Origin of the sequence: Janthinobacterium aestuarii, assembly GCF_046113285.1 — a bacterium.
GTDB lineage: Bacteria > Pseudomonadota > Gammaproteobacteria > Burkholderiales > Burkholderiaceae_D > Janthinobacterium.
On sequence record NZ_CP142524.1, the window covers coordinates 1,054,779 to 1,079,271 of the forward strand.

Consider the following 24,493-nt stretch of genomic DNA (forward strand, 5'->3'; position numbering starts at 1 on the left):
TGCTGCGCCAGCCTCGATGCTGGTGTAATAAACACAATAAAGGGAAGAAATGAATCCAGTAATCACAACCGTGGCAATGACAGTGGCCGCTTACTTGCTCGGCTCGATATCGTTTGCCGTGGTGATGAGCAAGGTCTACGGCATTGCCGATCCGCGCACCTATGGCTCGAAAAACCCGGGCGCCACCAACGTGCTGCGCAGCGGCAACAAGGGAGCGGCCATCATGACCCTGCTGGGCGATGGCGCCAAGGGCTGGCTGGCCGTGTTCCTGGCCGACCATTTTGCCAGCGCGCTGGGCGTGGGCGACATGGCCGTGGCCCTGGTGGCCATCGCCGTCTTCCTCGGCCACTTGTGGCCCGTGTTCTTCCGCTTCGTCGGCGGCAAGGGCGTGGCCACGGCCCTCGGTGTGTTGCTGGGCATTAATCCCTGGCTGGGCCTGGCGACCCTGGCCACCTGGCTGATCATCGCCTACGCGTTTCGCTATTCCTCGCTGGCAGCGCTGGTGGCGGCCCTGTTCGCGCCGTTTTACTATGGCTTGCTGTTCGGCGTCGATCCCATCTTGCTGGCCGTCATCGTCATGAGCGTGCTGCTGGCCTACCGCCACAGCCAGAACATCGCGAACTTGCTCTCTGGTAAAGAAAGCAAGATCGGCGGCAAGAAGGATGGGGCCAAGGTGCCCGTGCAGAAAAAGTAAGCGCTTGATTTCCCGCGGCCCGCACGCATATGCTGTGCTTGCGGCGCCGCGCGGTGCGGCCGCCACCGACTCGCGCAAAGGCTGCCCACCATGACCGTTTCCACCACCTCCGTCACACCCACCCCTATCCGTATCGATTTCGTTTCCGACGTTTCCTGCCCCTGGTGCGTGGTGGGCCTGAAGTCGCTGGAGCAGGCGCTGGCCAAGCTGGACGGCACCGTCCAGGCCGACATCCACTTCCAGCCTTTCGAACTGAACGCGAATATGCCGCCCGAGGGCGAGGATATCGGCGAACACATCGCCCGCAAATACGGTTCCACCCCGGAACAGATGGCGCAGTCGCGCGAATCGATCCGCGCGCGCGGCGAACAGCTGGGCTTTACGTTTGCCATGGACAAGCGCGGGCGCATCTACAACACCTTCGATGCGCACCGGCTGCTGCACTGGGCTGCTCTGGAAGGGCGCCAGAAGGAACTCAAGATGGCCTTGTTCGATGCCTACTTCACGCAGGGCCAGGATCCGTCCTCGCACGAGGTGCTGCTGGCTGTGGCGGGCAAGGTGGGCCTCGATACCGCGAAAGCGGCCGAAGTGCTGGCGTCCGATGCCTATGCGGACGAGGTGCGCGCGCAGGAGCGCTTCTATCAGCAGAACGGCATCAATTCCGTGCCCGCCGTCATCATCAACGAGCGCCACCTGATTTCCGGCGGCCAGCCGCCCGAAGTGTTTGAGCAAGCCTTGCGCCAGATCATCAGCGGCGCCTGAACGGGGCGCCAATGGCGCGCGCCAAGGCGGGCTTTTTCGGCTACACTCGGCAAAGAAGGAGGATAGTCAAATGCCAACAGCCAGCTGGAATGGCGCCGTCATCGCGCAAGCCACCGATGCGCAGGTGCAAGTCGTTGAAAACAATGTGTATTTTCCTTTGTCCAAGGTGACGCAGGAGTATCTGCGTCCCAGCAGCCACACGAGCGTCTGCCCGTGGAAGGGCACGGCCAGCTATTACGATGTCGTTGTCGATGGCCAGACGAACGCCAACGCCGCCTGGTATTACCCCCAGCCCAAGGATGCCGCCAAGCAAATTGCCGGCCACGTCGCCTTCTGGCGCGGCGTGAGCGTCGAGCGCTGACCTGACTCCCCCTATTTCCTGACAAAGCCCTGACAAAGAAAGCAGACGATGGATTTACGCCTCGCCGTGTACCAACTCGCCTCGGCCCATGCGCTCGATGCCCAGCAAACCCGGCAGTTGCAGGAAGCGGCCGGTTTCCAGCGCGAACCGGCGCGCCTGGCCTACTGGCTGCCGCGCGGCGTGGCCGTGCTGGGCGCCGCGCTGCTGGGCATGGGCCTGATCTGCTGGGTCGCCGCCAACTGGGAAGACCTGGGCCGCATGGGCCGCTTCGCCCTGCTGCAAGGCGTGTTTGCCGCCGCCTGCGTGGGCGCCTTCGCCGTGCCCAAGGCGCGCATACCGCTGCTGCTGATGGCCTTGCTGGCCATCGGCGGCCTGTTCGCGTATTTCGGCCAGACCTACCAGACGGGCGCCGATCCGTGGCAGCTGTTCGCCCTGTGGGCCGTGCTGGCCTTGCCCCTGTGTTTAGTCGCGCGCAGCGACGTGCTGTGGACGCCTTGGATGCTGGTGCTGGCCACGGCCGCCGCCCTGTGGATGCAGGCGCATGCGCGCCACAGCTGGCGCATCGATTCGGCCGACCTGTCCATTTTCGTCAGCGGCTGGCTGGCCGTGCTGCTGGCCTGTGCGTTTGTCTCGCCCCTGCTGGCGCGCTGGACGGGCGCCGGTGTCTGGGCCTTGCGCCTGGGTCTGGTACTCGCCACCATCCTTATCACGGGCACGGCCGTCAGTGCCCTGTTCGGCAATGAGATCGAATCGCCGTACTGGGCCGGTCTCGGCTTGCTGGCCGTCGCCGCTGTCCTGCTGGCCACGCGCCGCTACTTTGACGTGTTCGGCCTGAGCGCCGTCGCGCTCGGTATCAATACCTTGCTGGTGGGAGGGCTGACGCACGTGCTGTTCAACGGTCATGGCGATGGCGTCGGCGCGCTGGCCACGCTGGGCTTGCTGGCAGCCGTGCTGCTGGCGCTGACCGTGCAAGGCATTCTGTGGCGCACGCGCCAGGAGGCGGCATGAGCAAGATGAACACTCAGCGCGACGATGCGCTCGGCACCCTGATCGACGATGCCACGCGCGCCGGCCTGTTGCCGCCCAACGCCAGCCGCCCCGTGCAGGATGTACGGCCGTGGCCGCTGGTGCTGATGACGGCCTTCGGTGCCTGGCTTGCCGCCATTCCCCTGATGATTGCGCTGGGCGTGGGCCTGGAAAGCGTCGTGCGCCACGGTCCCGGCGCGTATGTCGTGGCCGCCATCGTGCTGGTGGTGTCCGTCCTGCTGATCCGCACGCGCGGCGTGGCGCTGTTTGTCGAGCAGCTGGCCGTGCCCTGTCTGCTGGTGGGCGGCGGCTTGCTCGGCTACGCCTTGTACCGCGACTATTCCACGCAGACGGCGTCGCTGCTGCTGTGCCTGGCAACCCTGGTGGTGGCCGCCGCCTTGCCGCGCGACTGGCTGCGCGTGCTGCTGGGGCTGGTCGCCTGCGGCTTGCTGGGGCTGGGCATCGTCGACAGCACGCGCGACTGGATCTTCGACAATGATCCGACGCAACTGTATCTGGCCTGGATGCTGGCCCTGGCACTCTGGCTGGCCGCCCACTGGCTGCAGAAGCAAGCCTTCAACGATGGCCGCGGCGCGCCCATTGCCGCCTTCCTGGAATCGCTGTCGACGGGGTGGGTCCTGGCCATCTTGCTGGGGCTGGTCTTCTGGTCCGGCATGACCTTCATGCTGGGCGGTGCCTTGGGCGGCGGCTTCACGGGCGAAGTGGCGCGCGAAGTGAGCAGGCACCATGCCGGCGCCTGGTATGCGCAAGCGTTGAACGGCGTCTCGCTCGTGCTGGCCACGGCGGCGGCCGCCTGGACGGGCTGGCGCTGGCCGGCGCTGCGCCAGTTGCCCGCCATCGGCGTGGCCCTGGTGCTGATCGTGCTGGCGTGGTTCATGCCGGCGCTGGGCCCCGTGCTGCTGATCCTCGCGTATTGCGTGACGAGCGGGCGTACACGCGTGGCCGTCGCGGCCGCGCTGGCGGCGGCGTGGATCATCGGCAGCTTTTATTACCAGCTGGCCTGGCCGCTGGCCAGCAAGGCGGCGCTGCTGGCCGTGGCCGGCGCCGTGCTGTGCGCCCTGTCGTGGCTGGCCACGCGCGGCGCCGTGCTGCACCTGGTGGAAAGCAAACCGGCGGACGTGGCGGTCGAACGCCGCTTCTTGCGCCTGGGTGCGCTGGGCGGCTTGCTGCTGGTGCTGCTGGTGGCCAACATCGGCATCTGGCAGAAGGAGCAGCTGATCGCCAAGGGCGAGGCCATCTTCGTGGCGCTGGAACCCGTCGATCCCCGCTCGCTGATGCAGGGCGACTACATGCGCCTCAATTTCGTCAACCTGGGCGTCCTCTCCACGTTGGCCAGCGTGGAGCGGGCGCCGGGCCGTCCCTTCGTGGTGGCCCGGCGCGATGCGCGCGGCGTGGCCGAACTGCTGCGCCCGTACACGAGGGAGGCGCTGGCGCCCGGCGAATTCCTGCTCGAGCTGACGCCGAAGGATGGCAACTGGGTGCTGGTCAGCGATGCCTGGTTCTTCAAGGAAGGCGAGGCGGCGCGCTGGGAAAAGGCCCGTTACGGCGAGTTCCGCGTGCTGCCCGATGGCCGCGCCTTGCTGGTTGGCATGCGCGGGGAAGATTTACAGGCGCTGTAGCCGCTTGATTGCACAAACCAATGGCAGAATCCGGGGGCGTACCCTGAGGGTACAACCCCAGTCTTTGCTCCTGGGGGGGGCCGCATCCTGTAAAATTGCCCGATGGATAATATTACGCATTCGGTCATCGGCCTCGGGGTCGGCGAACTGGTACACCGCAGCCTGCCGCCCGAGCCGCAAGCCCCCGCACAGCGCACCCGGCGTGCGCTGTTTCTGTTTACGGCCTGGTTTGCCAGCAACGCGCCCGACCTGGACCTGGTCCTCACGAAACTGCTGCCGCGTCCGTTCGGCTACATGCTGCATCACCGTGGCCACACGCATACCTTGCTGCTGGCCTTGCCGCAGGCGCTGCTGTTGCTGGCCCTGCTGTGGCTGCTGTGGCCCGGCGCACGGCGCTTGCTCAAGGAAAGCGTGCCCGCCCGCGTCGGCCTGGCGGCTTGTCTGCTGCTGGGATTTTGCTTGCACATGGGCATGGATTTCCTCAATTCCTATGGCTTGCACCCGTTCTATCCGTTCGACAGCCGCTGGCTGTATGGCGACATGGTCTTCATCGTCGAACCCATGTTCTGGGTGCTGCTGGGCGTGCCCGTGATCATGTCCTTGCGCTACGGCATCGTCAAAAGCGTGCTGCTGGCGGGGCTGGCGGTGGCCCTGTGCTTCTTTACCTATAAAACCTATCTGGCGCCCGCCGCGCTGGCCGTCTTGCTGGCGCTGGGCGCGGTGCTGGCCGTGCTGCAAGGGCGGGCCGGCGAGCGGGGGCGGGGACCGCTGCTGCTGGCCTTCGCGCTGGCGGCCACGTTTATCGGCACGCAGGGCGTGGCGTCGGCCATCGGCCGTACGCGCATCGAGGCGGCCGTGCAGCAGCTCGATCCGGGCACGCGCGTGTGGGACGTGGCGATGACGGCGTTTCCCAGCAATCCGCTATGCTGGATCTATGTCTCGCTCGACAGCAAGACGGACGTGTACACCCTGCGGCGCGGCACCCTGAGCCTGCTGCCCGCATCGCTGGCGCCCGCCGCCTGCCCGGCCGGGCTGGCGGAAAACAGCAAGCAAGGACGGCAACTGGCGCCCGGCATCGCCGTCTCCGCCCAGGCGGCGGGCAGCCTGGCCGCTCTGCGTGCGCTGCAGGAAGAAAATTGCTATGTCGACGCCTGGTTCCGCTTTGCCCGCATGCCCCGGTTGAATGCGGACAAGCTGACGGACGTGCGCTTCAACCCCGGCATGTTGCCCAATTTCACGACCGTCGAGCTGCAGCAGTTCCGCGGCCGGCCATGTCCCGCCTATGTGCCGGGCTGGGACCGCCCCCGCGCCGACATGCTGGCGCCGCCGCAAGCGGCGCGCCCGTAGCGGATTTGTTGCCTTGTGGGAAAATATCATGTGTGCACATACTTCTCTGTCGCCCAGCATGCGACAATTATCAATTCGGCATGGATGTCATTGAGTTAGGATTATCTTGGAAGAGCAACACGCCTTACCGTATCTGCGGGAAACCCTGCTGTTTCTCGCCCTGGCCGGGATTTTTATTCCGCTATTGCAACGCCTGAAAGTCAACCAGGTGCTCGGCTTCCTGGCCGTGGGCGCCCTGTTCGGCCCGTTCGGCTTCGGCCTGTGGGCCGGCGACTTCCCATGGCTGACGTATTTTTCCTTCGTGCGTGCGGAGCAGGTCAGCGGCCTGGCCGAGCTGGGCGTGATGTTTTTGATGTTCATGATCGGCCTGGAACTGTCGACGGAACGGCTGTGGGCGCTGCGGCGCTGGGTGTTCGGTGCGGGCGTGGGGCAGGTGGCGGTCAGCGCCTGCCTGATCGGCGGCGTCGCGTATTACTTCGGCTTGTCGCTGGAAGCGTCCATCGTGCTGGGACTGGTGCTGTCGCTGTCGTCGACGGCCGTGGTGATGCAGCTGCTCACGGACCAGCGCTCCCTGCAGACGCCGGCCGGCCAGGCGGGCTTTTCCATTCTGATGTTCCAGGATCTGATGGTGGTGCCGCTGTTCATCCTGATCGACGTGTTCGCCAGCGGGCGCAGCGACGACCTGGCGTACCTGCTCAGCTTTGCCGCCGTGAAATCGGCGGGTGCCATCCTGCTGATCTATCTGCTGGGACGCCGCGTGATTCGCCCGCTGTTCCAGTTTTTCGTCAAGAAACGCCAGCCCGACGTGTTCATGGCCTTGACCCTGCTCAGCACCCTCGGTATCGCGGGCCTGACGTATCTGGCGGGCCTGTCGATGGCGCTGGGCGCCTTGCTGGCCGGCCTGCTGCTGGCGGAAACGGAATTTCGCCATGAAGTGGAAGTGACGATCGAGCCCTTCAAGGGTTTGCTGATGGGCCTGTTCTTCATGTCTGTCGGCATGCAGATCGACGTGCGCGAAATCCTCAAGTCGCCCATTCTGATTCCCCTGGCCGTGCTGAGCCTGTTTGCCTTGAAAACCCTCGTCATCAGCGTGATTTTCCGCATCGGCGGCTTTCACTGGGGACGCGCCGTGGAAACGGGCGTGCTGCTGGGGCAGGGCGGCGAATTCGCCTTCATCGTCGTCGCGTATGCGCTCGGTACCAAGCTGATCGGCCCGCAGGTGGCGCAGTTCGTCATGCTGGTGGTGGGCCTGAGCCTGTTCGCCACGCCGGCGCTGGCCAAGGCGGCGCGCGCCTTCGGCAACTGGTGGGAACAGCGCCACCACCACCAGCTGGCCGACCTGGCGCACGGCGCGCTGCCGCCGCAGGGCAGCACCGTCATCATCGCCGGTTTCGGCCGGGTGGGGCAGTTGCTGGCCAAGGTGCTGACGGAGCAGGATATCGCGTATGTGGCGATTGAAAACGATGCGCGGCTGGTGACGACCCTGCATCCGCGCGGCTTTCCCGTGTATTTCGGCGATGCGTCGCGCGCGGAACTGCTGCAAAAGGTCAATGCGGACCGCGCCGCCGCCGTGGTGCTGACGATGGACCATGCGGCCTCCGTGCTGCATGCCGTCAAATCGATCCGCCGCGAATATCCGCTGCTGCCCGTGTATGCGCGCGCCCGCGACGAGGCGCATGCGGTGGCCCTGATCCAGGCGGGCGCCACCCTGGTCGTGCCCGAGGCGCTGGAATCGGCGCTGCAGCTGACGGCCACCGTGCTGCACACGGTGGGCCTGTCGGAAGCGCGCACGACGGACATCGTGCAGGCGGAGCGCGACCGGCGCAATGCCGTGCTGCTGGCGAAAAAATTGTCGTAGGGCAAACCTTAGTGCAAACGTGCGTGTCGCCGTGCTTTGTCAATTATCTATACAATAATAGTATATGAGCACACTACCCACATGAAAGCCGCGACGAAGAGCGGCGCGGCACCCCTGACGCCGCAGCAACTGGCGGCGCAGGAAACGCAACAGAAATACGGCAAGCCCGAGCGGGGCTGGCGCGAGCGGGTGTACACCGTCATTTTCGAGGCGGAAACGCGCACGGGCCGCGCTTTCGACCTGCTGCTGATCGCCGCCATCCTGATCAGCGTGACGGTGGTCGTGCTCAGCAGTGTCGCCTCCGTGGCCGAGCGCTACGGCACCTGGCTGACGGCGCTCGAATGGTTTTTTACCATTTTATTTACCATCGAATATTTCGCCCGCCTGTCGTGCCTGCAGCATCCGGTGCGCTACGCCAAGAGTTTTTTCGGCATTATCGACTTGCTGGCCATCGTGCCGACCTATATCGGCTTGCTGCTGCCCGGTGCGCACGTGCTGATCGACGTGCGCATTTTGCGGCTGCTGCGCATGTTCCGTATCCTCAAGCTCACGTCGTATGTGCATGAATACACGGTGCTGGGGCGGGCCTTGCTGGCCAGCCGGCGCAAGATCCTCATTTTCTTGTCTTTTGTCATGATGGTGGTCTTTCTGCTGGGTACTGTGATGTATGTCGTGGAAGGGCCCGATAACGGTTTCAGCAGTATTCCCACGTCGATTTATTGGGCCATCAGCACCATGACCACGGTCGGTTTCGGCGATATCACGCCGCGCACCGACATCGGGCGCACCATCGCTTCGCTGATGATGCTGCTCGGCTGGGGCATCCTGGCCGTGCCTACCGGCATTATCAGTGCCGAAATGACGGTGCAGCGCAGCTCCAAGCTGGTCACCACGCGTACCTGCCCCACGTGTCTGAAAGAAGGGCTCGATGACGATGCCAATTTCTGCAAGAACTGCGGGGTTGCATTGCCGCCGCTGGCACGTGATTAATTCATAACCCTATTTACTTTACTTTGTTAAGGCCAACATGATTCCAGTTCGCCTGATCGCGACGGGCAAAGCCGTGCCGTCGCATAGTGTGACTTCCGCCAGTCTGGACCTGAAATTGGGTCATCCGGCTGGCTATACCCTGCGCAAGAGCGGCGTGCTGTCGCGCTTTGTCGCCGCGCCCGATGAATCGCAAAGCCAGCTGGGCGCCGCCGCCCTGCTCGACGCGCTGAAAAATGCCAGCCTGGTTCCGGCCGACATCGACTTGCTGATCTGCGCCTGCGGCGTGCCCGAGCAAGCGTTGCCGAATACGGCCTGCTTCGTGGCCGAACATGCCGGTTTGCCGCCAGGCACGCAAAGCTTCGACGTCAACGCCAGCTGCCTCAGTTTCATGGCCGCTTTCCGCGTGGCTGCATCCATGCTGGCCGGCGGCGCCTACCGGCGCATCGCCATCGTTTCGTCCGATCTCGCCTCGCGCGGGGTCGACTGGAGCGAGCCGGAAGCGTCGATGATCTTCGGCGACGGCGCCGCCGCCGTCATCGTCGAGCGGGGCGACGGCAGCGCCGGCATCCGCGCCTACAAGATGGGTACGTATCCGGAAGGGCGGCGCTACTGCGAAATTCGCGGCGGCGGCACCGAGCGCAACCCCCGCAACGGCTGCGAACCGGGCGACTACCTGTTCCGCATGGATGGCAAGGCCGTGTTCCGCCTGGCCGTCAAGGTGATGCCGGATTTCCTGACGGAACTCATGCAGGAATCGGGCGCCGGACTGGATAAAATCGACGTGGTCGTGCCCCATCAGGCCAGCCCGCTGGGCCTCGCGCATGCGGCGCGCATCCTCGACGTCCCCGATGCTAAAATCATCAAGATCTTTGAAACGCATGGCAACCAGGTGGCCGCGTCCCTGCCCACCGCCCTGCACGAGGCGGTGATGACGGGGCGGGCCGTGGCAGGCCAGCGTTTGCTGATGATGGGTACGGCCGCGGGCCTGACCATCGGCGGCATGATTCTTGACCTGTGAAGGTGGTGCGATGAGGCGGATACTGGTCACGGGAGCGACGGGCGGCTTGGGGCGCAATGCCGTGCGCACCCTGCTGGCGCAGGGCGTGGAAGTGCGCGCCACGGGCCGCAACGCCGCCGTGGGCCGCGAGCTCGAACGCATGGGCGCGCAATTCGTGGCGCTCGACCTGGCGCAAGCGACACCGCGCCAGGTCGACGAGCTGGTGCGCGGCATGGACGCCGTCTGGCACTGCGCCGCGCTGTCCTCGCCGTGGGGCGCGGAGCGCGACTTCATCGCCGCCAACGTCACGGCCACGGCCCAGCTGTTGCGCGCGGCTGCCGGCCTGCACGTGGCGCGCTTCGTGCACATCTCGACCCCGGCCATCTATTTCGACTACCGCAACCGCTACGAGGTGCCGGAAACCTTCCGCCCCGACGCTTTCGTCAACGCGTACGCGCGTTCGAAGGCGATGGCGGAAAAACTGGTGCAGGAGTGCGTCGACCGCCACCGCGGCATGACGTGCGTGATCCTGCGCCCGCGCGCCATCTTCGGCCCGCACGACCAGGTGCTGATCCCGCGCCTGGCGAGGGTGCTGCAGGAGCGCGGCGGCAAGCTGCCGCTGCCCAATGGCGGCGCGGCCACCATCGACGTCACCTATGTCGACAATGTCGTGCACGCGATGTGGTTGGCCACCGTGCACAAGACCATCGCTTCGGGCGCCGCCTTCAACATCACGAATGGCGAGCCGGCGCGCCTGTGCGACATCTTGCGCAGCCTGTTCTGCGATCATCTGCAGCAGCCGTTCGAAATCGTCAGCGTGCCTTATCGCGTGCTGGCGCTGGTGGCGCGCCTGATGCAGTTCGCCTCGCGCTTCACGCGCCGCGAACCATCGCTCACGCCCTACAGCATCGGCGCGCTCAGTTTCGACATGACGCTCGATAACGCCAAGGCCCGCAAGGTGCTCGGCTACCGTCCCGTCGTCAGCCTGCAGGACGGCATCGCCCGCACGGCGCAGTGGATGCGCCAGGAAGCGGCGGCGCACAAGGTGGGCAAGGAGCGCAATGGCTAGCATCACCGCATTTCGCGTCGGCCACTGCACCCATCCGTCGTGCATGGTCTTGAAAGGCAGCGGGCTGGCCAGCCGTTGCTTCCCTTCGCGCGCCTACCTGATCGAAACGCGCGCGGGCCTGTACCTGTGGGACACGGGGTATGCCGAGCACTTCCGCGCCGCCACGTCGAAAGGCGTCTACCGCATGTATGCGTGGGTCACGCCCATCTCGTTCGACGAGAATGAGTCGTTGCACGGCCAGCTGCGCGCGCATGGCGTATCGCCCGGCGACATCCACACCTTGCTGCTGTCGCACTTCCACGCCGACCATATCGCCGGCCTGCGCGATTTTCCCGGCGCGCGGCTGATGGCCTCGAAAACTGGCTGGGACGCCGTGCGCGGCCTGTCCGGCGTGTCCGCCGTGCGCCAGGCCTTCGTGCCCGAGCTGCTGCCAAACGATATCTCTGACCGCCTGGCGTTTGTCGAAAGCGTGCCCGAGACGGCCTTGCCGGCCGCCTTGCTGCCGTTCACGCACGGGCGCGACGTCAGCGGCACGGGCGAGATCTACATCGTCGACTTGCCCGGCCACGCGGTCGGCCACCTGGGCGCCTTCGTGCTGCAGGACGGCGGCTGGACCCTGCTGGCGTCGGACGCGGCCTGGGTGCCGGAAAGTTTCCAGCAGCTGCGCGGACCGTCGGAACTGTCGTTCCTTATCCAGCACAAGCGCGCGCCGTATTATGAGACGTTGAAGCGCCTGCACCAGCTGCACCAGTCGGGCCAGGCGCAGATCCGCATCACGCATGAAGACAGCAACGATTATTTGCCAGTGGCGGGCCGCCCGTGAAGCGAATTTTCTGGCTGTTGCTGTCGTACTGGCGCACGCGCCGCCTGCGTTTCGCAAGCCGCGCGCAGCTCGACGCCTACCAGCGGGAGCAACTGGCCCGTTTCATCGACGTGCTGTGCGCGCGCAGCGCTTACTTCGCCCCGTTCCGCGATCTGCCGCTGGCGCAGTGGCCGACGATGAACAAGGCGCTGATGCTCGAGCATTTCGACGCCATGAACACCGAGGGCGTCACCCTGGCGCAGGCGATGGACGCGGCCATGGCGGCCGAGCATAGCCGCGACTTTACGCCGGCCGTGGGCGACATCACGGTGGGCCTGTCGTCGGGCACCTCGTCGCGGCGCGCCGTGTTTACCGTCAGCCCCCGCGAAAAGGCCCAATGGGCGGGCGTGATGCTGGCCAAGGCGCTGCCCGACGGCCTGTTTTCCGGCGAAAAGGTGGCGCTGTTCCTGCGCGCGAACAGCAATCTGTACACGGCCGTGCGCTCGCCGTGGCTCACGTTTGCCTTTTACGACCTGTTCGCACCGTTCGACAGCCTGTGCGCGCAGCTGGCGCGCTATCAACCGTCCGTCATCGTCGCGCCGGCCCAGGTGCTGCGCCAGCTGGCGCTGCGCGTCATCGACGGCAGCCTGGTGCTGGCGCCGAAAAAAGTCATCTCCGTGGCTGAAGTGCTGGAAGCGCAGGACCGCGCGCTGATCGTGCAGGCGTTCGGCGCCGTGCATGAAATCTATCAGGCGACCGAGGGTTTCCTCGCCAGCAGCTGCGAACACGGCGTGCTGCACCTGAACGAGGAATACGTGCACATCGAGCCGCAATGGCTCGATGCGGAACAGCGTCGTTTTGTGCCCGTGATTACGGATTTCACGCGCATCACGCAGCCCATCGTGCGCTATCGCCTGGACGATATCCTGGTCGCGCGCGCCACGCCATGCCCGTGCGGCCGCGCCACGCGCGCCATCGACGGCATCGAAGGGCGCTGCGACGACATGCTGCTGCTTCCGTCTGCACGCGGCGGCGCCGCCGTCGCCGTGTTTGCCGACGTCTTGACGCGCGCGTTCGCGCAAGCCTTGCCGGCGGACGCCGACTACCGCCTGCTGCAATCGGGCGACAGCGCCTTGCAGCTGCACGCGGCCCTCGACGACGCTGGCCTGGCTGCCTTGCGCGATCACCTGGCAACGGTGCTGCGTGGCCTGGCCGTGGCCGTCGACAGCCTGGCCTGGACGACGAGCGGCGAACTGCCTCCCTTTGACCCCACCATGAAACGGCGCCGCATCCGGCGCCTTGCGACCGCATGAATCCTTCTTCCATGACCGTACGCTGCCGCCTGCTGCATTTGCTGGCCGGCTGGGGCAGCGTCGGCCTCGTGTATTTTTCCAGCGATGTGCTGCAAGGGCAGGGGATACTCTTGCCGGAAACGGCGCTGGACCGCGCCATTCCCTACAGCGACTCTGCCATCTGGCTGTATCTGTCGTTTTTCATCCTGATCCCCTACGCCTACCTGGCGGCCGATGCGGCGAGGGTGCGCTGGCTGGCGCGCGCCATGGCGCTTTCCGCCGTCATGTGCGGCGTGGTCTTCCTGCTGTATCCGACGACGCTCGCGTATCCGCCCGTGGGCGAGGGCAGTGCCTGGAGCACGCAGGCGCTGCGCATGCTGCAGGCGGCGGATTCCGCGCAAAATTGCCTGCCCTCGCTGCATGGCGCCCTGACATTGTTGTGCGTGTGGGCCCTGTGCGACAAGCGCCATCTGCTGCGCTCCGCGCTGGCCGTGGTGCTGGGCGTGGCCATCTGCTACGCCATCATCGCGCTGCGCCGGCACGTGAGCATCGACCTGGCCGCCGGCCTGTTGGTCGGCATCGCTGGCGGCATGCTGGCGAAAATGCAGGTATTCTGGACTGCTCACCGCGTCATTTCTACTGAAACCGCATCATGATGAACCCCTTTGCCCTTTCTTTCCTTGTCATGCTGGCCTTCGTGCTGGCCGAACTGCTGATCCTCAAATGGGTACGCAAGACCCCGGTGCCGTGGAAGGACGTGATCTTCAACCTCAATTCCGGCCACATATTGATGTGGGTGTTCCGCGGCGTGGAAGTGGCGGCGTTCGCCCTGCTGCTGCGCCATGTGAACCTGCACATCGTCGACCAGTGGCCCGTGGCCGCGCAGTGGGTGTTCGCATTCTTTGCCTGGGATTTGTGCTTTTACTGGATGCACCGGCTGCACCATAAGATCCCCTTGCTGTGGGCCGTGCACGTGGTGCACCACCAGGGCGAGCATTTCAACCTGTCGCTGGGCGTGCGCAATTCCTGGTATTCGTCGCTGACGAATTTCCCCTTCATCGCCATCCTGGCCGTGCTGGGCGTGCCGCTGGAAATCTTCCTTGTCGTCTCGTCCCTGCATTACACGGTGCAGTTCTATAACCACAATGCGCTGGTGAACAAGTCCGGCATTCTCGATAGCTTCATGGTCACGCCCTCGCACCACCGCGTGCACCATGGCACGGACAAACGCTACATCAACCGCAATTTCGGCGGTACCCTGCTGCTGTGGGACAGGCTGTTCGGCAGCTTCCAGCCCGAACTCGAAGGCGTGGAAATGCGCTATGGCGTGAAGGGCATGACGCAAACGCATAATCCGCTCCTGGCCAGCAACGGCAAGCTGTTCAAGTGGCTGCGCGCGCGCTTTCCCCACTGGCAGTCGCGCGGCACTTTCGAGGTGCCCGAACTGTTCATCGGCATCGGCGGCGTGATCCTGTTTGGCCTCGTGATCTATTACGTCAACCACGAAGCGGTGCTGGCCGGCGCGCAGCAAGCGATCCTGTTCGCGCTGATTTTTGGCGGCACCTTGGCGCTGGGCGGCCTGTCGGATGCGCGCCGCTGGGGCGCCATTGCCTGGGTGCTCATCGCCGTGGCCATGCCGGCCCTGTATCTGGGCTGGTATGGCGCGCGCGACGTGTGGGGCATGGTGTTCCTGGCCGCGCTGCTGGCGCATGGCCTCGACGGCGCGCGCCGCCTGTGGTGGCCGGCCGCGGCGGGGACGCGCGCGTGACGCCTGTGCCTTCCCTGCCGCCGCTGCGCTTCCAGCCCGCCCGCGATTCCGCCTTCCGCCGCGAACTGCGCGCGCGCGCCGACGCCTACCTGGTGGCCGAAGGAAAACACCGCTTCGGCGACTGGCGCCTGCACGCGAAAACTGTGTTCCTGGCCGCGCTGACGGCGGGGCTGTATGCGCTGGCCTTGAGTGCCGGCGACACCTGGCCGTTTGTCGCCAGCTATGTCGCCTGCCTGGTCGCGGCCATGGCGCTGGCCATGAATACCCTGCACGACGCGGCCCACAGCGCCGTCTTCCGCCAGGGGCGCCTGAATCGCATCCTGATCCGCCTCGTGGGCTTGCCCGTAGGCGTGGACACGGATTTCTGGACCATCCGCCACGTGCATTTCCATCACACGTATGCGAACGTGGAAGGCTATGACCTCGATACGGAGCCGAACCCCTTCCTGCGCCAGACGCCGTTCCAACGCTGGGCGCCCCAGTACCGCTATCAATACCTGTACTGGCCCGTGGTGGCGGCCCTGTCGCTGCCGTATCTGAACTGGTATGGCGACTGGCTGGACCGCTTCGGCAAGACGCCCGTGGCCGCGCACAGCCGCTTGCAGGGCTGGCGCGGCTGGCTGTCGTTCCTGGGCTGGAAGCTCGGTCACGTGGCGCTGGTGCTGGCGCTGCCCATGTGGGTGCTGCAGCAGCACGGCATCGGCTGGGGCGTGGTGCTGGGCGCGTATTTCGTGGGCCAGATGCTCGCCTCGTGCGCGCTGGTGGCGCTGATCCTCGGCACGCACTGGGCTGAAGTGGAGTTTTTCCAGCCGGGGCAGGACGGCACCTTGCCGCACGACTGGTACCAGCACACGTTTTACACGGCCTGCGACTGGACGCCGAAGCCGCGCGCGCTGCGCTGGCTAGGCTACTGGCTCGGCGGCCTGAATCTGCACCTGACGCACCATTTGTTCCCCACCTGGAGCCACCGCCACTACCCGGCGCTGGCGCGCATCCTGGCCGAACTGGCGCCGCGCCACGGCCTCGTGTACCGCGAACTCGGTTACGGCCAGCTGCACGCCTCGCAGCAAGCCTTCCTGCGCGCCATGGGCCAGCCACCCGCACAGTCCTGACGAATCGCGCTTGACTGGGATTCTGTTTCGTCTTACATTTCTGTAACGACAGAAATAAGAGAAAACCATGGAATTGAGTCCGACCACGCAAAAGTATATTCTGCACTGGGGTGAAATGGGCACCCGCTGGGGCGTCAACCGCACGGTGGCGCAGATCCACGCGCTGCTGTTCCTGGCCAATGAACCGCTGACGGCGGAAGACATCGCGGCCAGCCTGAACGTGGCCAGGTCCAACGTCAGCAACAGCCTGAAGGAATTGCAAAGCTGGGGCCTGGTGCGCATCACGCACGTGATGGGGGACCGGCGCGACCATTTCCTCGCCCTGCAGGATGTGTGGGAAATCTTCCGCGTCATCATGGAAGAGCGCAAGCGGCGCGAGATCGACCCCACCCTGACGGTGCTGCGCGAATGCGCAATCGAGGGCGAGCACGATGCGGCGATACCGCCGGAAACGCTGGCGCGCATGGGCGAAGTGCTGGCCTTCCTGGAAATGCTCAGCTCCACCTACAGCGACTATAAAAACCTGCCGCCGGCGACCCTGCAGCGCATGCTGTCGATGGGCGGCAAGGTGGCCAAGTTCCTCAGCCCGGACGACAAGCCGGGCAAGCCGGGAAAAGCATGAGCGGCCCCTCCGAAGGAGAGCTGTTCAAGAAGGTCATGGGCGAGCGATGGCTCGCCCTGCACCCGGACATCCGCCGCCGCTTCGAGAAAAATCCCGCGCCGGGCCAGCCCCTGTATTACCGGGGCGAGCTCAGTGAGCTCACGAGCTCGCGCCTGGGCAAGGTGCTGGGCTGGCTCACGCGCCCCTTCATCGACGGCGCCCTGATCCCGCATGACGATCACGACTTCCCCGTCGATATCGAAGTGTATTCGCGCCCCGGCTGCCCCTTCATCTTCAAGCAGCGCACCTACCGCCTGCATGGCCGCGCGCCGATCCGCTTCACGTCCTACATGGCCGAAAGCGCAAAAGGCGAAGTGCTCGAATACGTGGGCATGGGGCTGGGCATGAAGCTGGTGCTGCACGTGGAAGATGGCAATCTGCATTTCACCAGCGACGGCTATTTTTGGGATCTTTTCGGCTGGCGCCTGCCGCTGCCCGGCGTGCTCACGCCCGGCAAGACCTATCTGTGCCACCGCAACGATACGCCGCAGCAGTTCAACATCCGCATCGAGATCCGCCACGCCCTGTTTGGCACCACATTCACCCAGGTCGGCGTGTTCCGCGAATCCGCCGCGCCGGAAATTCACAAGGAGACACCATGAATACGCATTTGCTGGCCCTGCAACTGATGGCGGCGCAAGGCTGCCTGGGCGCCTTCGACACCATCTATCACCATGAAATCACGGAAGCGCTGCCGCAAAAGGCGTCGGCACGCCTGGAGCTGACCATCCATGCCACGCGCGCGCTGATCTACAGCCTGCTGTTCGTGGGCCTGGCCGCCTGGGAGTGGCATGGCGCCTGGGCCTGGGTGCTGGTCATCGTGTTTGGCGTGGAAATCGTGCTGACCCTGTGGGATTTCGTCGTCGAAGACCAGACCCGCCTCTTGCCCGCCACGGAGCGGGTCACGCACACGGTGCTGGCGATCAACGCGGGCGCCTTCATCGCCCTGCTGGCCCTGAACAGCAGCGACTGGGCGACCTTGCCGACGGCCCTCGTATGGCAGCCATATGGCTGGCTCAGCGTCTTCCTCGCCCTGTGCGGCGCGGGCGTGGGCCTGTCCGGCCTGCGCGACGCGTACGCCGTGTGGCAGCTGGGCCGGCGCAAGGTGCAGGAGAAGCAGGAGCAGGAGGAGCACCTGCATTTTGCCGCCGCGCCGCAGTCCGTGCTGGTGACGGGCGCCACGGGTTTCATCGGCCAGCAGCTGGTCAGCGCCTTGCTGGCCGACGGCCATGCGGTGACGGTGCTGACGCGCCAGCCGAAACAGGCCGCGTGGACGTTTAACGGCCAGGTGCGCTGCATCCGGTCGTTCGACGAGCTGGCGGATGCACGGCGCATCGACATGGTGGTCAACCTGGCCGGCGCGCGCATCGTCGGCAAGCGCTGGACGGATGCGCGCAAGGCGGCCCTGCGCCGCAGCCGCGTGGCGCTGACGCAGGACCTGGTGGCGTGGATCGCCCGCGCCCAGCACAAGCCGAGGGTACTGCTGTCGGCGTCGGCCATCGGCTACTACGGCGTGCAGCCGCAGGGCGACGCCACGGAATTGACGGAGGACAGCGCGCCGCAAGCCATCTTCATGTCGCAGCTGTGCCAGGAATGGGAAGCGGCGGCGCGCCAGGCGGAGCAACATGGCGTGCAGGTGGGCTGCATGCGCTTCGGTCTCGTCTTCGGCCACCAGGGTTCGCTGCCGCAGATGCTGCTGCCGGTCCGTTTCGGCGTGGGGGGCCCGCTGGGCAGCGGCAAGCAGTGGGTCACGTGGGTGCACGTGCGCGACGTCATCCGCGCCATCGCCCATCTGGCGCGCCGCAGCGAACAGGGCGCGGTGAGCGGCGCGTATAACTTCTGCGCGCCGGAAGCGATCGAGCAGCGCCGCTTTGCCCAGGTGGCGGGCACCGTGCTGCACCGCCCCAGCGTCGTGCCCACGCCGGCCTTCGTCATGCGCGCCTTGCTGGGCGAGCAGGCAGACTTGCTGGTGGAAGGCCAGCGGGTCGCCCCGCGCCGGCTATTAGCCGACGGCTTTGTCTTCCGCTATCCGCAGCTGGAAGGGGCGCTGCGCAGTTTGTGACGTGGGGTGGTATCGCGTTGCTCCGGGCGTAGAATAGGCATGCTCCGGGCTCAGACCCGGCGGGTCTGACCCCACAGGAGAAGTCCATGCCCCGTTTCAGCCATACGATAGACAGCCATGTTTACCAGTTTGCCAGCCTGAAGAAGCTGCTGGCCAAGGCCACGCCGCCCCGTTCGGGCGACGTGCTGGCCGGCGTGGCGGCCGCCAGCGCGCGCGAGCGGGTGGCGGCGCAGCTGGCGCTGGCCGAGGTGCCGCTGTCGGCCTTCCTCAATGAAGCGCTGGTGCCGTATGAGGACGATGAAGTCACGCGCCTGATCATCGACACCCACGCGCGCGCCGCCTTTGCGCCGATTGCCCACCTGTGCGTGGGCGACTTTCGCGACTGGCTGCTCGATGACGCGACGGATACGCAGGTGCTGTCGCAAGTGGCCGCCGGCATCACGCCGGAAATGGCGGCCGCCGTCTCGAAAATCATGCGCCTGCAGGACCTGGTGCTGGTGGCCCGCAAGTGCCGTGTCGTCACGGCTTTCCGCAATACCCTGGGCCTGGAAGGGCGTCTGTCCGCGCGGCTGCAGCCGAACCACCCGACGGATGACGCCACGGGGATTGCCGCATCGATGCTCGATGGCTTGATGCTGGGCAGCGGCGACGCCGTGATCGGCATCAATCCCGCCACCGACAATGTGGCGCAGGTGGTCTCGCTGCTGCAGCTGCTCGACGCCGTCATAGCTCAATATCAGATTCCCACGCAGTCCTGCGTGCTCACGCACATCACCAATACGCTCGAGGCGATACGCCGCGGCGCACCCGTCGACCTGGTGTTCCAGTCGGTGGCGGGCACGCAGGCGGCCAACCGCAGCTTCGGCATCGACCTGGCCCTGCTGGCCGAGGGACAGGCGGCGGCCCTGTCGCTGGGGCGCGGCAGGGTGGGCAGCAACGTCATGTATTTCGAGACGGGGCAGGGCAGCGCCCTGTCGGCCGGCGCCCACCACGGCATGGACCAGCAGACGTGCGAGGCGCGCGCGTATGCGGTGGCGCGCGCGTATCAGCCGCTGCTGGTCAATTCCGTGGTGGGCTTCATCGGCCCCGAATACCTGTACGACGGCAAGCAGATCATGCGCGCGGGGCTGGAAGACCATTTCTGCGCCAAGCTGCTTGGGCTGCCCATGGGCTGCGACGTGTGCTACACCAACCACGCGGAAGCGGACCAGGACGACATGGATGCCTTGCTGACCATGCTGGGCGTGGCCGGCTGCAATTTCATCATGGGCGTGCCGGGCGCGGATGACATCATGCTCGGCTACCAGAGCACCTCGTTCCACGACGCCCTGTATGCGCGTCGCGTGCTGGGCCTGCGTCCCGCGCCCGAATTCGCGGCCTGGCTGGCGCGCATGCAGATCACGAATGCGCAGGGAAATCTGAACACGGCGCTGGCGCCGGCCTTCCAGGCGGCCCTGCTGCGCCTGGACGATTAGGGAGCATACATGGACGAGAAAACCCCGTGGCAAACGCTGCGCGCGCATACGGCGGCGCGCATCGCGCTGGGACGCCGCGGCGTGAGCGTGCCGACCAGGGCGCAGCTGGCGTTCCAGCTGGCCCACGCGCAGGCGCGCGACGCCGTGCACCTGGCGCTCGATGGCGAAGCCCTGGCGCGCGACTTGGCCGCGCAGGGGCAAGCCTGCGTGCAGCTGCACAGCGCCGCCGCCACGCGCGCCGACTATCTGCAACGCCCCGACCTGGGGCGCCGGCTCGACGATGCTTCACGCGCGCGGCTGGATGGTGGCGCCAAGGGCGTGGATCTGGCGCTGGTGGCGGCCGATGGCCTGTCGGCGCTGGCCGTGCAGCGCCACGCGGCGCCGTTCCTGGCCGCTTTGTGCGCACGGCTGGCGCTGGAAGCATGGACGTTGTCGCCACTGCACATTGTGGCGCAAGGGCGGGTGGCCGTCGGCGACGAGGTGGGCGAATTGATCAAAGCGCGGGCCGTGCTGGTGCTGATCGGCGAGCGGCCGGGCTTGAGTTCCCCGGACAGCCTGGGCCTGTACCTGACGTGGGCGCCCAAGGCAGGCTTGCTGGACGAGCGCCGCAACTGCATCTCGAACGTGCGCCCCGAGGGGCTGGCGTATGCGCCAGCCGCGTACCGGCTGCACTACCTGCTGTCGCAGGCGTTCAGCCGGCAGTTGTCGGGCGTGGACTTGAAGGATGAGACGGTGGAAGAGGGCGCGGCCCTGGCGGGCGCGCGCAATTTCCTGCTGGCGTGATCAGACTTCGCGGATTTCGTCGAGCGGCCAGCGCGGGCGCACGTTGAACGAGTAATCGTGCTTGGCGGCGTCGGGGTTGATCTGCAGGCGCATGGCGCCGGCAAAGGCGATCATGGCGCCGTTGTCCGTACAGAATTCCAGCTCCGGGTAATACACTTTAAAACGCTTCTTGGCGGCGGCCGCATTGAGCGAGGCGCGCAGCTGCGCGTTGGCGCCCACGCCGCCGGCGATCACCAGGCGCTTCAAGCCCGTGTGCTTGAGGGCCGATACGCACTTGGCCGTCAGCACGTCGACGATGGCGTCGACGAAGCCCCGTGCGATGTTCGCCTTGTCCTGCTCGCAGATATTGGCGATGACTTTTTCTTCATGGTTTTTCACCACCGTCAGCACGGCCGTCTTCAGGCCGGAAAAGCTGAAGTTGAAATCCTTCGAATGCAGCATGGGGCGCGGCAGTTTATACGCCAGCGGGTCGCCGAATTCGGCCAGGCGTGAAATGGCGGGACCGCCCGGGTAACCGAGTCCCAGCAGCTTGGCCGACTTGTCGAACGCCTCGCCGGCCGCATCATCGAGGGTTTCGCCCAGCATCGTGTACTGACCCACGCCATCGACGCGCATCAGCTGCGTGTGGCCGCCCGACACCAGCAGGGCGATGAAGGGGAATTCCGGCGGCTCGGACGCGAGCAGCGGCGACAGCAAATGGCCTTCCAGGTGGTGGATGCCCAGCACCGGCTTGTTGATGGCCAGGCCCAGGCTGCAGGCGACGGACGATCCCACCAGCAGCGCGCCGGCCAGCCCCGGGCCTTGCGTGTAGGCGATGGCGTCGATTTCGGACAGGGTGATGCCGGCCTTCGTCAGGGTCTCTTCGAGCAGCGGGATGGCGCGGCGGATATGGTCGCGCGACGCCAGTTCCGGCACCACGCCGCCATACTGCTCGTGCATGGCGACTTGCGAATAGAGGGCGTGCGACAGCAGGCCGCGTTGCGTGTCGTACAAGGCCAGGCCGGTTTCGTCACAGGAGGATTCGACGCCAAGAACAATCATGAAGGTACTGAATAGGGAGGAGTAATCCGCCATTGTAAAGGAAAGCCGCGCAGTCCACCGTGCGGCCGGCGCACCATTTCGGCGGCAGTGTGCACTTGCGCAGTGCGGCGCGGGCCGGTTTTGCCCGGGATTTTGGCTGCTTTGCGCCTGGAACGGCATTGGCACCGCTCTTGCTTAGACAGGCGTGTGCCTTTTTCAAGGGAGCTTGCGATGCCGGAACAATGGAAAATGATTTGCCGCCTGAAGGACATGCCGCTGGCGGGCGCGCGCATGGTGCAGCGGGGGCTGGCGTGGCAGGATTTGCCCGGCGTGGCGCTGTTTCGCGCGGTGGACGATACGGTCTACGCGCTGCTCGACACAGTGCCGTGCCTGGGCGGCCCGCTGGCGCATGGGGTGCTGATGGAGAAAAACCTGATGGGTCCGAAGAACAGCTGGATCATCGAGCTCGATTCGGGCCGCCTGGTGGCGCCCGTGCAGGGCATGGCGCGCCTGTACGCAGTGCGCATCCTGGACGGGCGCATCTACCTGGACATCAATGAACTCAATATCCCGGCCAGCAAGGCGGAGCAGGCGCTGGCGGGATCGTTCGCCGTGCTGCCGCATGTGCAGATGGCGTGATGAAGGGAAAAGCAAAAACGGCGCACAGGGCGCCGTTCTTTGTCTGCAGTGATGTGTCGGCTTACGCGCTACGCGCTAAGCCGACCTACGCGGCTCAATTCGTAGGTCGGATTAGGCGCAAAGCGCCGTAATCCGACAACATCGCCGGCATTATTTTGGGCGATTGACCAAATGCGCATGCGCATCGCGCAGCATGGTGGCCGTCGTGTCCCAGTCGATGCAGCCGTCCGTGACGGAGCAGCCGTAGGTCAGTTGCGACAGGTCTTGCGGGATCTTCTGGTTGCCGCCGACGATGTTCGATTCGATCATCACGCCCACCAGCGAGCGGTTGCCCTGGCGGATCTGGTTGACAACGTCGCCCATCACCAGCGGCTGCAGCTCCGGCTTTTTATAGCTGTTCGCGTGCGAGCAGTCGACCACCAGGTTGGCCGGCAGCTTGGCCTTGGCCAGCGCCTGTTCGGCGATGGCGATCGAGACGGAATCGTAGTTCGGGCGGCCGTCGCCGCCGCGCAGCACCACGTGGCCGTACGCGTTGCCGCGCGTGCGCACGATGGCGACGTTGCCTTCGGCGTTAATGCCCAGGAAGGAGTGCGGGTGCGCCGACGACAGGATCGCGTTCACCGCGATGCTGATGTCGCCATCGGTGCCGTTCTTGAAGCCGACCGGCGTCGACAGGCCCGATGACATTTCGCGGTGCGTCTGCGATTCCGTCGTGCGCGCGCCGATGGCCGTCCAGGCGATCAAGTCGCCCAGGTATTGCGGCGAGATCGGGTCCAGCGCTTCGGTGGCGGTGGGCAGGCCCAGTTCGCACACGTCGAGCAGGAATTGGCGCGCCTTTTCCATGCCTTCGTTGACCTTGAACGAATCGTCCATGTACGGGTCGTTGATATAGCCCTTCCAGCCCGTGGTGGTACGCGGTTTTTCGAAATACACGCGCATCACCAGCAGCATCGTGTCCTTGACTTCCTCTTGCAGCGCTTTCAGGCGGCGCGCGTAATCGAGGCCGGCGACGGGGTCGTGGATCGAGCACGGACCGACGACGACGAACAGGCGCTGGTCCTTGCGGTCGATGATGTTGCGCAGCGCTTCGCGGCCGCGGCTGACGGTGTCGAAGGCGCTTTCCGACAGGGGCAGCTTGGCGTGCAGTTCGGCCGGTGTCGGCATGGGCGCGAAAGAGGTGACGTTGATATTTTCGATGTCTGGCGTATTCATGATTCTGGCTCGGCTTTCGCTATTGCGTTCTTTAAGAGGCAATAGTGTAGCGGAAATGCGGCCTGGCGGCGGGGATGGGGCCAAAACGGGAATGCATGAGTTGTTTTTATGGCAGGGCCGGCACGCCGCCGGCCCCATGCTCCCGGACGCTCAATGGCCGCCGGTCACGCTGGCGCCAACGCTGTAGCGGGCGATGCGCTGGTAGTTGCCGGGCAGCTCGGGCGGCCGGGGCAGGCCGGGATGGCGCCGCACGTGCGCGAGGATGGCCGTTTCATGCTGGCGTATCTGTGCGTCCAGACAAGCGATTTGCTGGCACAACAGGGCGTGCAGCGCATGCTGGCCAGCCTGCAGATGGGCGTCGAGGCGCGCCGACTCCTGCTTGCGCACGCCTGCGATGGCGTGCAGGCGGCGCAGCCACAAGCGCAGTTCCACGTAGGCGGGCGAGGGCGGCGTCCAGCCAGCGGGGCGTTTGTCCTCGCAGTAATTGGCCAGCACCACGGCGCCGTGCGCCGCGTCCTCGGGCAAGCCTTGGCCGCGCAGATAGTCTGCCAGCTGCGCGGGCTGGGCATCGCAGACCAGCATGCCCATGTCGGCCAGCATGCGTGCTGGCGTCTCGCTGTACGGGGCGTCGAGGCGCATGCAGACGCGCAAGCCCATGACGGGCACGTCGTTCCTTTGCAGCCAGCTGCGCAGCCAGCGGTAGCCGGCCATGTCGTTTTCCAGCACCTTGCACAGCACATCGCCGCCCGAGCGCAGCACGGCTTTCAGCAGCAGTTTGCCCGTTTCGATGCCGACGAAGGCCGTTTCCTGTTTGATCGCGTGTTCCATGATGAGTTCCCCCTGTGCAGTCTTATACGCAGCGGCGGCGCGTTTGGATGCAGGCGCGAAGCACATTCATCAAAAAAATAGCTGGAAAGACTGTT

At 65.7% G+C, this 24,493-nt stretch carries 24 protein-coding genes; 21 read left to right on the forward strand and 3 right to left on the reverse strand.

Translation table 11 applies throughout. The features are described from left to right. The first annotated feature begins 49 nt into the window (after positions 1–49). The 20 genes from plsY to eutC all read left to right on the forward strand — a co-directional run bounded on the left by plsY (position 50) and on the right by eutC (position 20,699). Positions 50–694: a glycerol-3-phosphate 1-O-acyltransferase PlsY gene (plsY, locus tag OX462_RS04755; RefSeq protein WP_409027892.1), complete on the forward strand. Its 645-nt coding sequence runs from the start codon at positions 50–52 to the stop codon at positions 692–694. Between the two features lie 90 nt (positions 695–784). After that, the gene (locus OX462_RS04760) at positions 785–1,456 is read left to right on the forward strand and encodes a DsbA family oxidoreductase (protein WP_409027893.1); all 672 of its coding nucleotides are present in this window, start codon (positions 785–787) and stop codon (positions 1,454–1,456) included. Between the two features lie 70 nt (positions 1,457–1,526). Beyond that, positions 1,527–1,817: a DUF427 domain-containing protein gene (locus OX462_RS04765; RefSeq protein WP_070223083.1), complete on the forward strand. Its 291-nt coding sequence runs from the start codon at positions 1,527–1,529 to the stop codon at positions 1,815–1,817. A 48-nt stretch (positions 1,818–1,865) separates the two neighbouring features. Further along, positions 1,866–2,825 carry a DUF2157 domain-containing protein gene (locus OX462_RS04770; RefSeq protein ID WP_230502233.1) on the forward strand — a complete coding sequence of 320 codons (960 nt, stop codon included), beginning with the start codon at positions 1,866–1,868 and terminating at the stop codon, positions 2,823–2,825. Beyond that, positions 2,822–4,483: a GDYXXLXY domain-containing protein gene (locus tag OX462_RS04775; RefSeq protein WP_268993876.1), complete on the forward strand. Its 1,662-nt coding sequence runs from the start codon at positions 2,822–2,824 to the stop codon at positions 4,481–4,483. Before OX462_RS04770 ends, OX462_RS04775 begins: the two co-directional genes overlap by 4 nt. 102 nt (positions 4,484–4,585) lie before the next feature. Continuing rightward, positions 4,586–5,830, forward strand: coding sequence for a metal-dependent hydrolase (locus OX462_RS04780; protein ID WP_409027894.1), 1,245 nt, complete (start codon positions 4,586–4,588; stop codon positions 5,828–5,830). A 106-nt stretch (positions 5,831–5,936) separates the two neighbouring features. Further along, positions 5,937–7,688: a cation:proton antiporter domain-containing protein gene (locus OX462_RS04785; protein WP_409027895.1), complete on the forward strand. Its 1,752-nt coding sequence runs from the start codon at positions 5,937–5,939 to the stop codon at positions 7,686–7,688. A gap of 81 nt (positions 7,689–7,769) precedes the next feature. Continuing rightward, complete coding sequence (locus OX462_RS04790; RefSeq protein WP_070287754.1) at positions 7,770–8,678, forward strand: ion transporter; 909 nt, start codon at positions 7,770–7,772, stop codon at positions 8,676–8,678. 37 nt (positions 8,679–8,715) lie between these two features. Further along, positions 8,716–9,696 carry a 3-oxoacyl-[acyl-carrier-protein] synthase III C-terminal domain-containing protein gene (locus OX462_RS04795; RefSeq protein WP_409027896.1) on the forward strand — a complete coding sequence of 327 codons (981 nt, stop codon included), beginning with the start codon at positions 8,716–8,718 and terminating at the stop codon, positions 9,694–9,696. Between the two features lie 10 nt (positions 9,697–9,706). Continuing rightward, entirely contained in the window at positions 9,707–10,744 is a 1,038-nt protein-coding gene (locus OX462_RS04800) for an NAD-dependent epimerase/dehydratase family protein (RefSeq protein WP_070287759.1), read from the forward strand. Continuing rightward, a complete protein-coding gene (locus OX462_RS04805; RefSeq protein WP_070287761.1) occupies positions 10,737–11,567 on the forward strand; it encodes an MBL fold metallo-hydrolase in 831 nt (276 codons plus the stop codon). The genes OX462_RS04800 and OX462_RS04805 overlap by 8 nt, the downstream gene beginning before the upstream one ends. After that, entirely contained in the window at positions 11,564–12,859 is a 1,296-nt protein-coding gene (locus tag OX462_RS04810) for a F390 synthetase-related protein (RefSeq protein WP_070287763.1), read from the forward strand. Before OX462_RS04805 ends, OX462_RS04810 begins: the two co-directional genes overlap by 4 nt. Then, positions 12,856–13,494, forward strand: coding sequence for a phosphatase PAP2 family protein (locus OX462_RS04815; protein ID WP_409027897.1), 639 nt, complete (start codon positions 12,856–12,858; stop codon positions 13,492–13,494). The genes OX462_RS04810 and OX462_RS04815 overlap by 4 nt, the downstream gene beginning before the upstream one ends. After that, positions 13,491–14,606 (forward strand): sterol desaturase family protein, encoded by a 1,116-nt coding sequence (locus OX462_RS04820; RefSeq protein WP_083287334.1) that lies wholly within the window; start codon positions 13,491–13,493, stop codon positions 14,604–14,606. Before OX462_RS04815 ends, OX462_RS04820 begins: the two co-directional genes overlap by 4 nt. Then, positions 14,603–15,718, forward strand: a complete 1,116-nt coding sequence (locus OX462_RS04825) for a fatty acid desaturase family protein (protein ID WP_409027898.1) — start codon at positions 14,603–14,605, stop codon at positions 15,716–15,718. Before OX462_RS04820 ends, OX462_RS04825 begins: the two co-directional genes overlap by 4 nt. Before the next feature lie 67 nt (positions 15,719–15,785). After that, positions 15,786–16,340 carry a GbsR/MarR family transcriptional regulator gene (locus tag OX462_RS04830; protein ID WP_409027899.1) on the forward strand — a complete coding sequence of 185 codons (555 nt, stop codon included), beginning with the start codon at positions 15,786–15,788 and terminating at the stop codon, positions 16,338–16,340. Continuing rightward, entirely contained in the window at positions 16,337–16,981 is a 645-nt protein-coding gene (locus OX462_RS04835) for a DUF4166 domain-containing protein (protein WP_409027900.1), read from the forward strand. The genes OX462_RS04830 and OX462_RS04835 overlap by 4 nt, the downstream gene beginning before the upstream one ends. Continuing rightward, positions 16,978–18,441, forward strand: a complete 1,464-nt coding sequence (locus OX462_RS04840) for a TIGR01777 family oxidoreductase (protein WP_409027901.1) — start codon at positions 16,978–16,980, stop codon at positions 18,439–18,441. Before OX462_RS04835 ends, OX462_RS04840 begins: the two co-directional genes overlap by 4 nt. Before the next feature lie 86 nt (positions 18,442–18,527). Then, entirely contained in the window at positions 18,528–19,916 is a 1,389-nt protein-coding gene (locus OX462_RS04845; protein WP_409027902.1) for an ethanolamine ammonia-lyase subunit EutB, read from the forward strand. A gap of 9 nt (positions 19,917–19,925) precedes the next feature. Then, complete coding sequence (eutC, locus tag OX462_RS04850) at positions 19,926–20,699, forward strand: ethanolamine ammonia-lyase subunit EutC (protein WP_409027903.1); 774 nt, start codon at positions 19,926–19,928, stop codon at positions 20,697–20,699. Here the strand turns inward: eutC and tsaD are convergent, their stop codons facing one another. Beyond that, a complete protein-coding gene (gene tsaD / locus OX462_RS04855) occupies positions 20,700–21,740 on the reverse strand; it encodes a tRNA (adenosine(37)-N6)-threonylcarbamoyltransferase complex transferase subunit TsaD (protein WP_409027904.1) in 1,041 nt (346 codons plus the stop codon). 210 nt (positions 21,741–21,950) lie between these two features. On the opposite strand from tsaD, the gene OX462_RS04860 reads away from it, so the two are divergent. Further along, positions 21,951–22,358 (forward strand): nitrite reductase (NAD(P)H) small subunit, encoded by a 408-nt coding sequence (locus OX462_RS04860; protein ID WP_162995774.1) that lies wholly within the window; start codon positions 21,951–21,953, stop codon positions 22,356–22,358. 150 nt (positions 22,359–22,508) lie between these two features. On the opposite strand, the gene OX462_RS04865 is transcribed toward OX462_RS04860, so the two are convergent. Both OX462_RS04865 and OX462_RS04870 read right to left on the reverse strand, forming a co-directional pair. Further along, the gene (locus tag OX462_RS04865; protein WP_070287774.1) at positions 22,509–23,570 is read right to left on the reverse strand and encodes a 3-deoxy-7-phosphoheptulonate synthase; all 1,062 of its coding nucleotides are present in this window, start codon (positions 23,568–23,570) and stop codon (positions 22,509–22,511) included. A gap of 150 nt (positions 23,571–23,720) precedes the next feature. Beyond that, positions 23,721–24,398, reverse strand: a complete 678-nt coding sequence (locus tag OX462_RS04870) for a hypothetical protein (protein WP_139143760.1) — start codon at positions 24,396–24,398, stop codon at positions 23,721–23,723. Positions 24,399–24,493: the final 95 nt, after the last annotated feature.

Excerpts from the sequence above, each read along its gene's own strand:
- plsY (WP_409027892.1), top strand. The coding sequence starts at position 50 with ATGAATCCAGTAATCACAACCGTGGCAATGACAGTGGCCGCTTACTTG.
- OX462_RS04770 (WP_230502233.1), top strand. The coding sequence starts at position 1,866 with ATGGATTTACGCCTCGCCGTGTACCAACTCGCCTCGGCCCATGCGCTC.
- OX462_RS04835 (WP_409027900.1), top strand. The coding sequence starts at position 16,337 with ATGAGCGGCCCCTCCGAAGGAGAGCTGTTCAAGAAGGTCATGGGCGAG.
- OX462_RS04840 (WP_409027901.1), top strand. The coding sequence starts at position 16,978 with ATGAATACGCATTTGCTGGCCCTGCAACTGATGGCGGCGCAAGGCTGC.
- OX462_RS04795 (WP_409027896.1), top strand. The coding sequence starts at position 8,716 with ATGATTCCAGTTCGCCTGATCGCGACGGGCAAAGCCGTGCCGTCGCAT.
- OX462_RS04765 (WP_070223083.1), top strand. The coding sequence starts at position 1,527 with ATGCCAACAGCCAGCTGGAATGGCGCCGTCATCGCGCAAGCCACCGAT.
- OX462_RS04760 (WP_409027893.1), top strand. The coding sequence starts at position 785 with ATGACCGTTTCCACCACCTCCGTCACACCCACCCCTATCCGTATCGAT.
- OX462_RS04775 (WP_268993876.1), top strand. The coding sequence starts at position 2,822 with ATGAGCAAGATGAACACTCAGCGCGACGATGCGCTCGGCACCCTGATC.
- OX462_RS04805 (WP_070287761.1), top strand. The coding sequence starts at position 10,737 with ATGGCTAGCATCACCGCATTTCGCGTCGGCCACTGCACCCATCCGTCG.
- OX462_RS04830 (WP_409027899.1), top strand. The coding sequence starts at position 15,786 with ATGGAATTGAGTCCGACCACGCAAAAGTATATTCTGCACTGGGGTGAA.
- OX462_RS04860 (WP_162995774.1), top strand. The coding sequence starts at position 21,951 with ATGCCGGAACAATGGAAAATGATTTGCCGCCTGAAGGACATGCCGCTG.
- OX462_RS04820 (WP_083287334.1), top strand. The coding sequence starts at position 13,491 with ATGATGAACCCCTTTGCCCTTTCTTTCCTTGTCATGCTGGCCTTCGTG.
- OX462_RS04845 (WP_409027902.1), top strand. The coding sequence starts at position 18,528 with ATGCCCCGTTTCAGCCATACGATAGACAGCCATGTTTACCAGTTTGCC.
- OX462_RS04815 (WP_409027897.1), top strand. The coding sequence starts at position 12,856 with ATGAATCCTTCTTCCATGACCGTACGCTGCCGCCTGCTGCATTTGCTG.
- OX462_RS04780 (WP_409027894.1), top strand. The coding sequence starts at position 4,586 with ATGGATAATATTACGCATTCGGTCATCGGCCTCGGGGTCGGCGAACTG.
- OX462_RS04870 (WP_139143760.1), bottom strand. The coding sequence starts at position 24,398 with ATGGAACACGCGATCAAACAGGAAACGGCCTTCGTCGGCATCGAAACG.
- tsaD (WP_409027904.1), bottom strand. The coding sequence starts at position 21,740 with ATGATTGTTCTTGGCGTCGAATCCTCCTGTGACGAAACCGGCCTGGCC.
- OX462_RS04865 (WP_070287774.1), bottom strand. The coding sequence starts at position 23,570 with ATGAATACGCCAGACATCGAAAATATCAACGTCACCTCTTTCGCGCCC.
- eutC (WP_409027903.1), top strand. The coding sequence starts at position 19,926 with ATGGACGAGAAAACCCCGTGGCAAACGCTGCGCGCGCATACGGCGGCG.
- OX462_RS04800 (WP_070287759.1), top strand. The coding sequence starts at position 9,707 with ATGAGGCGGATACTGGTCACGGGAGCGACGGGCGGCTTGGGGCGCAAT.
- OX462_RS04790 (WP_070287754.1), top strand. The coding sequence starts at position 7,770 with ATGAAAGCCGCGACGAAGAGCGGCGCGGCACCCCTGACGCCGCAGCAA.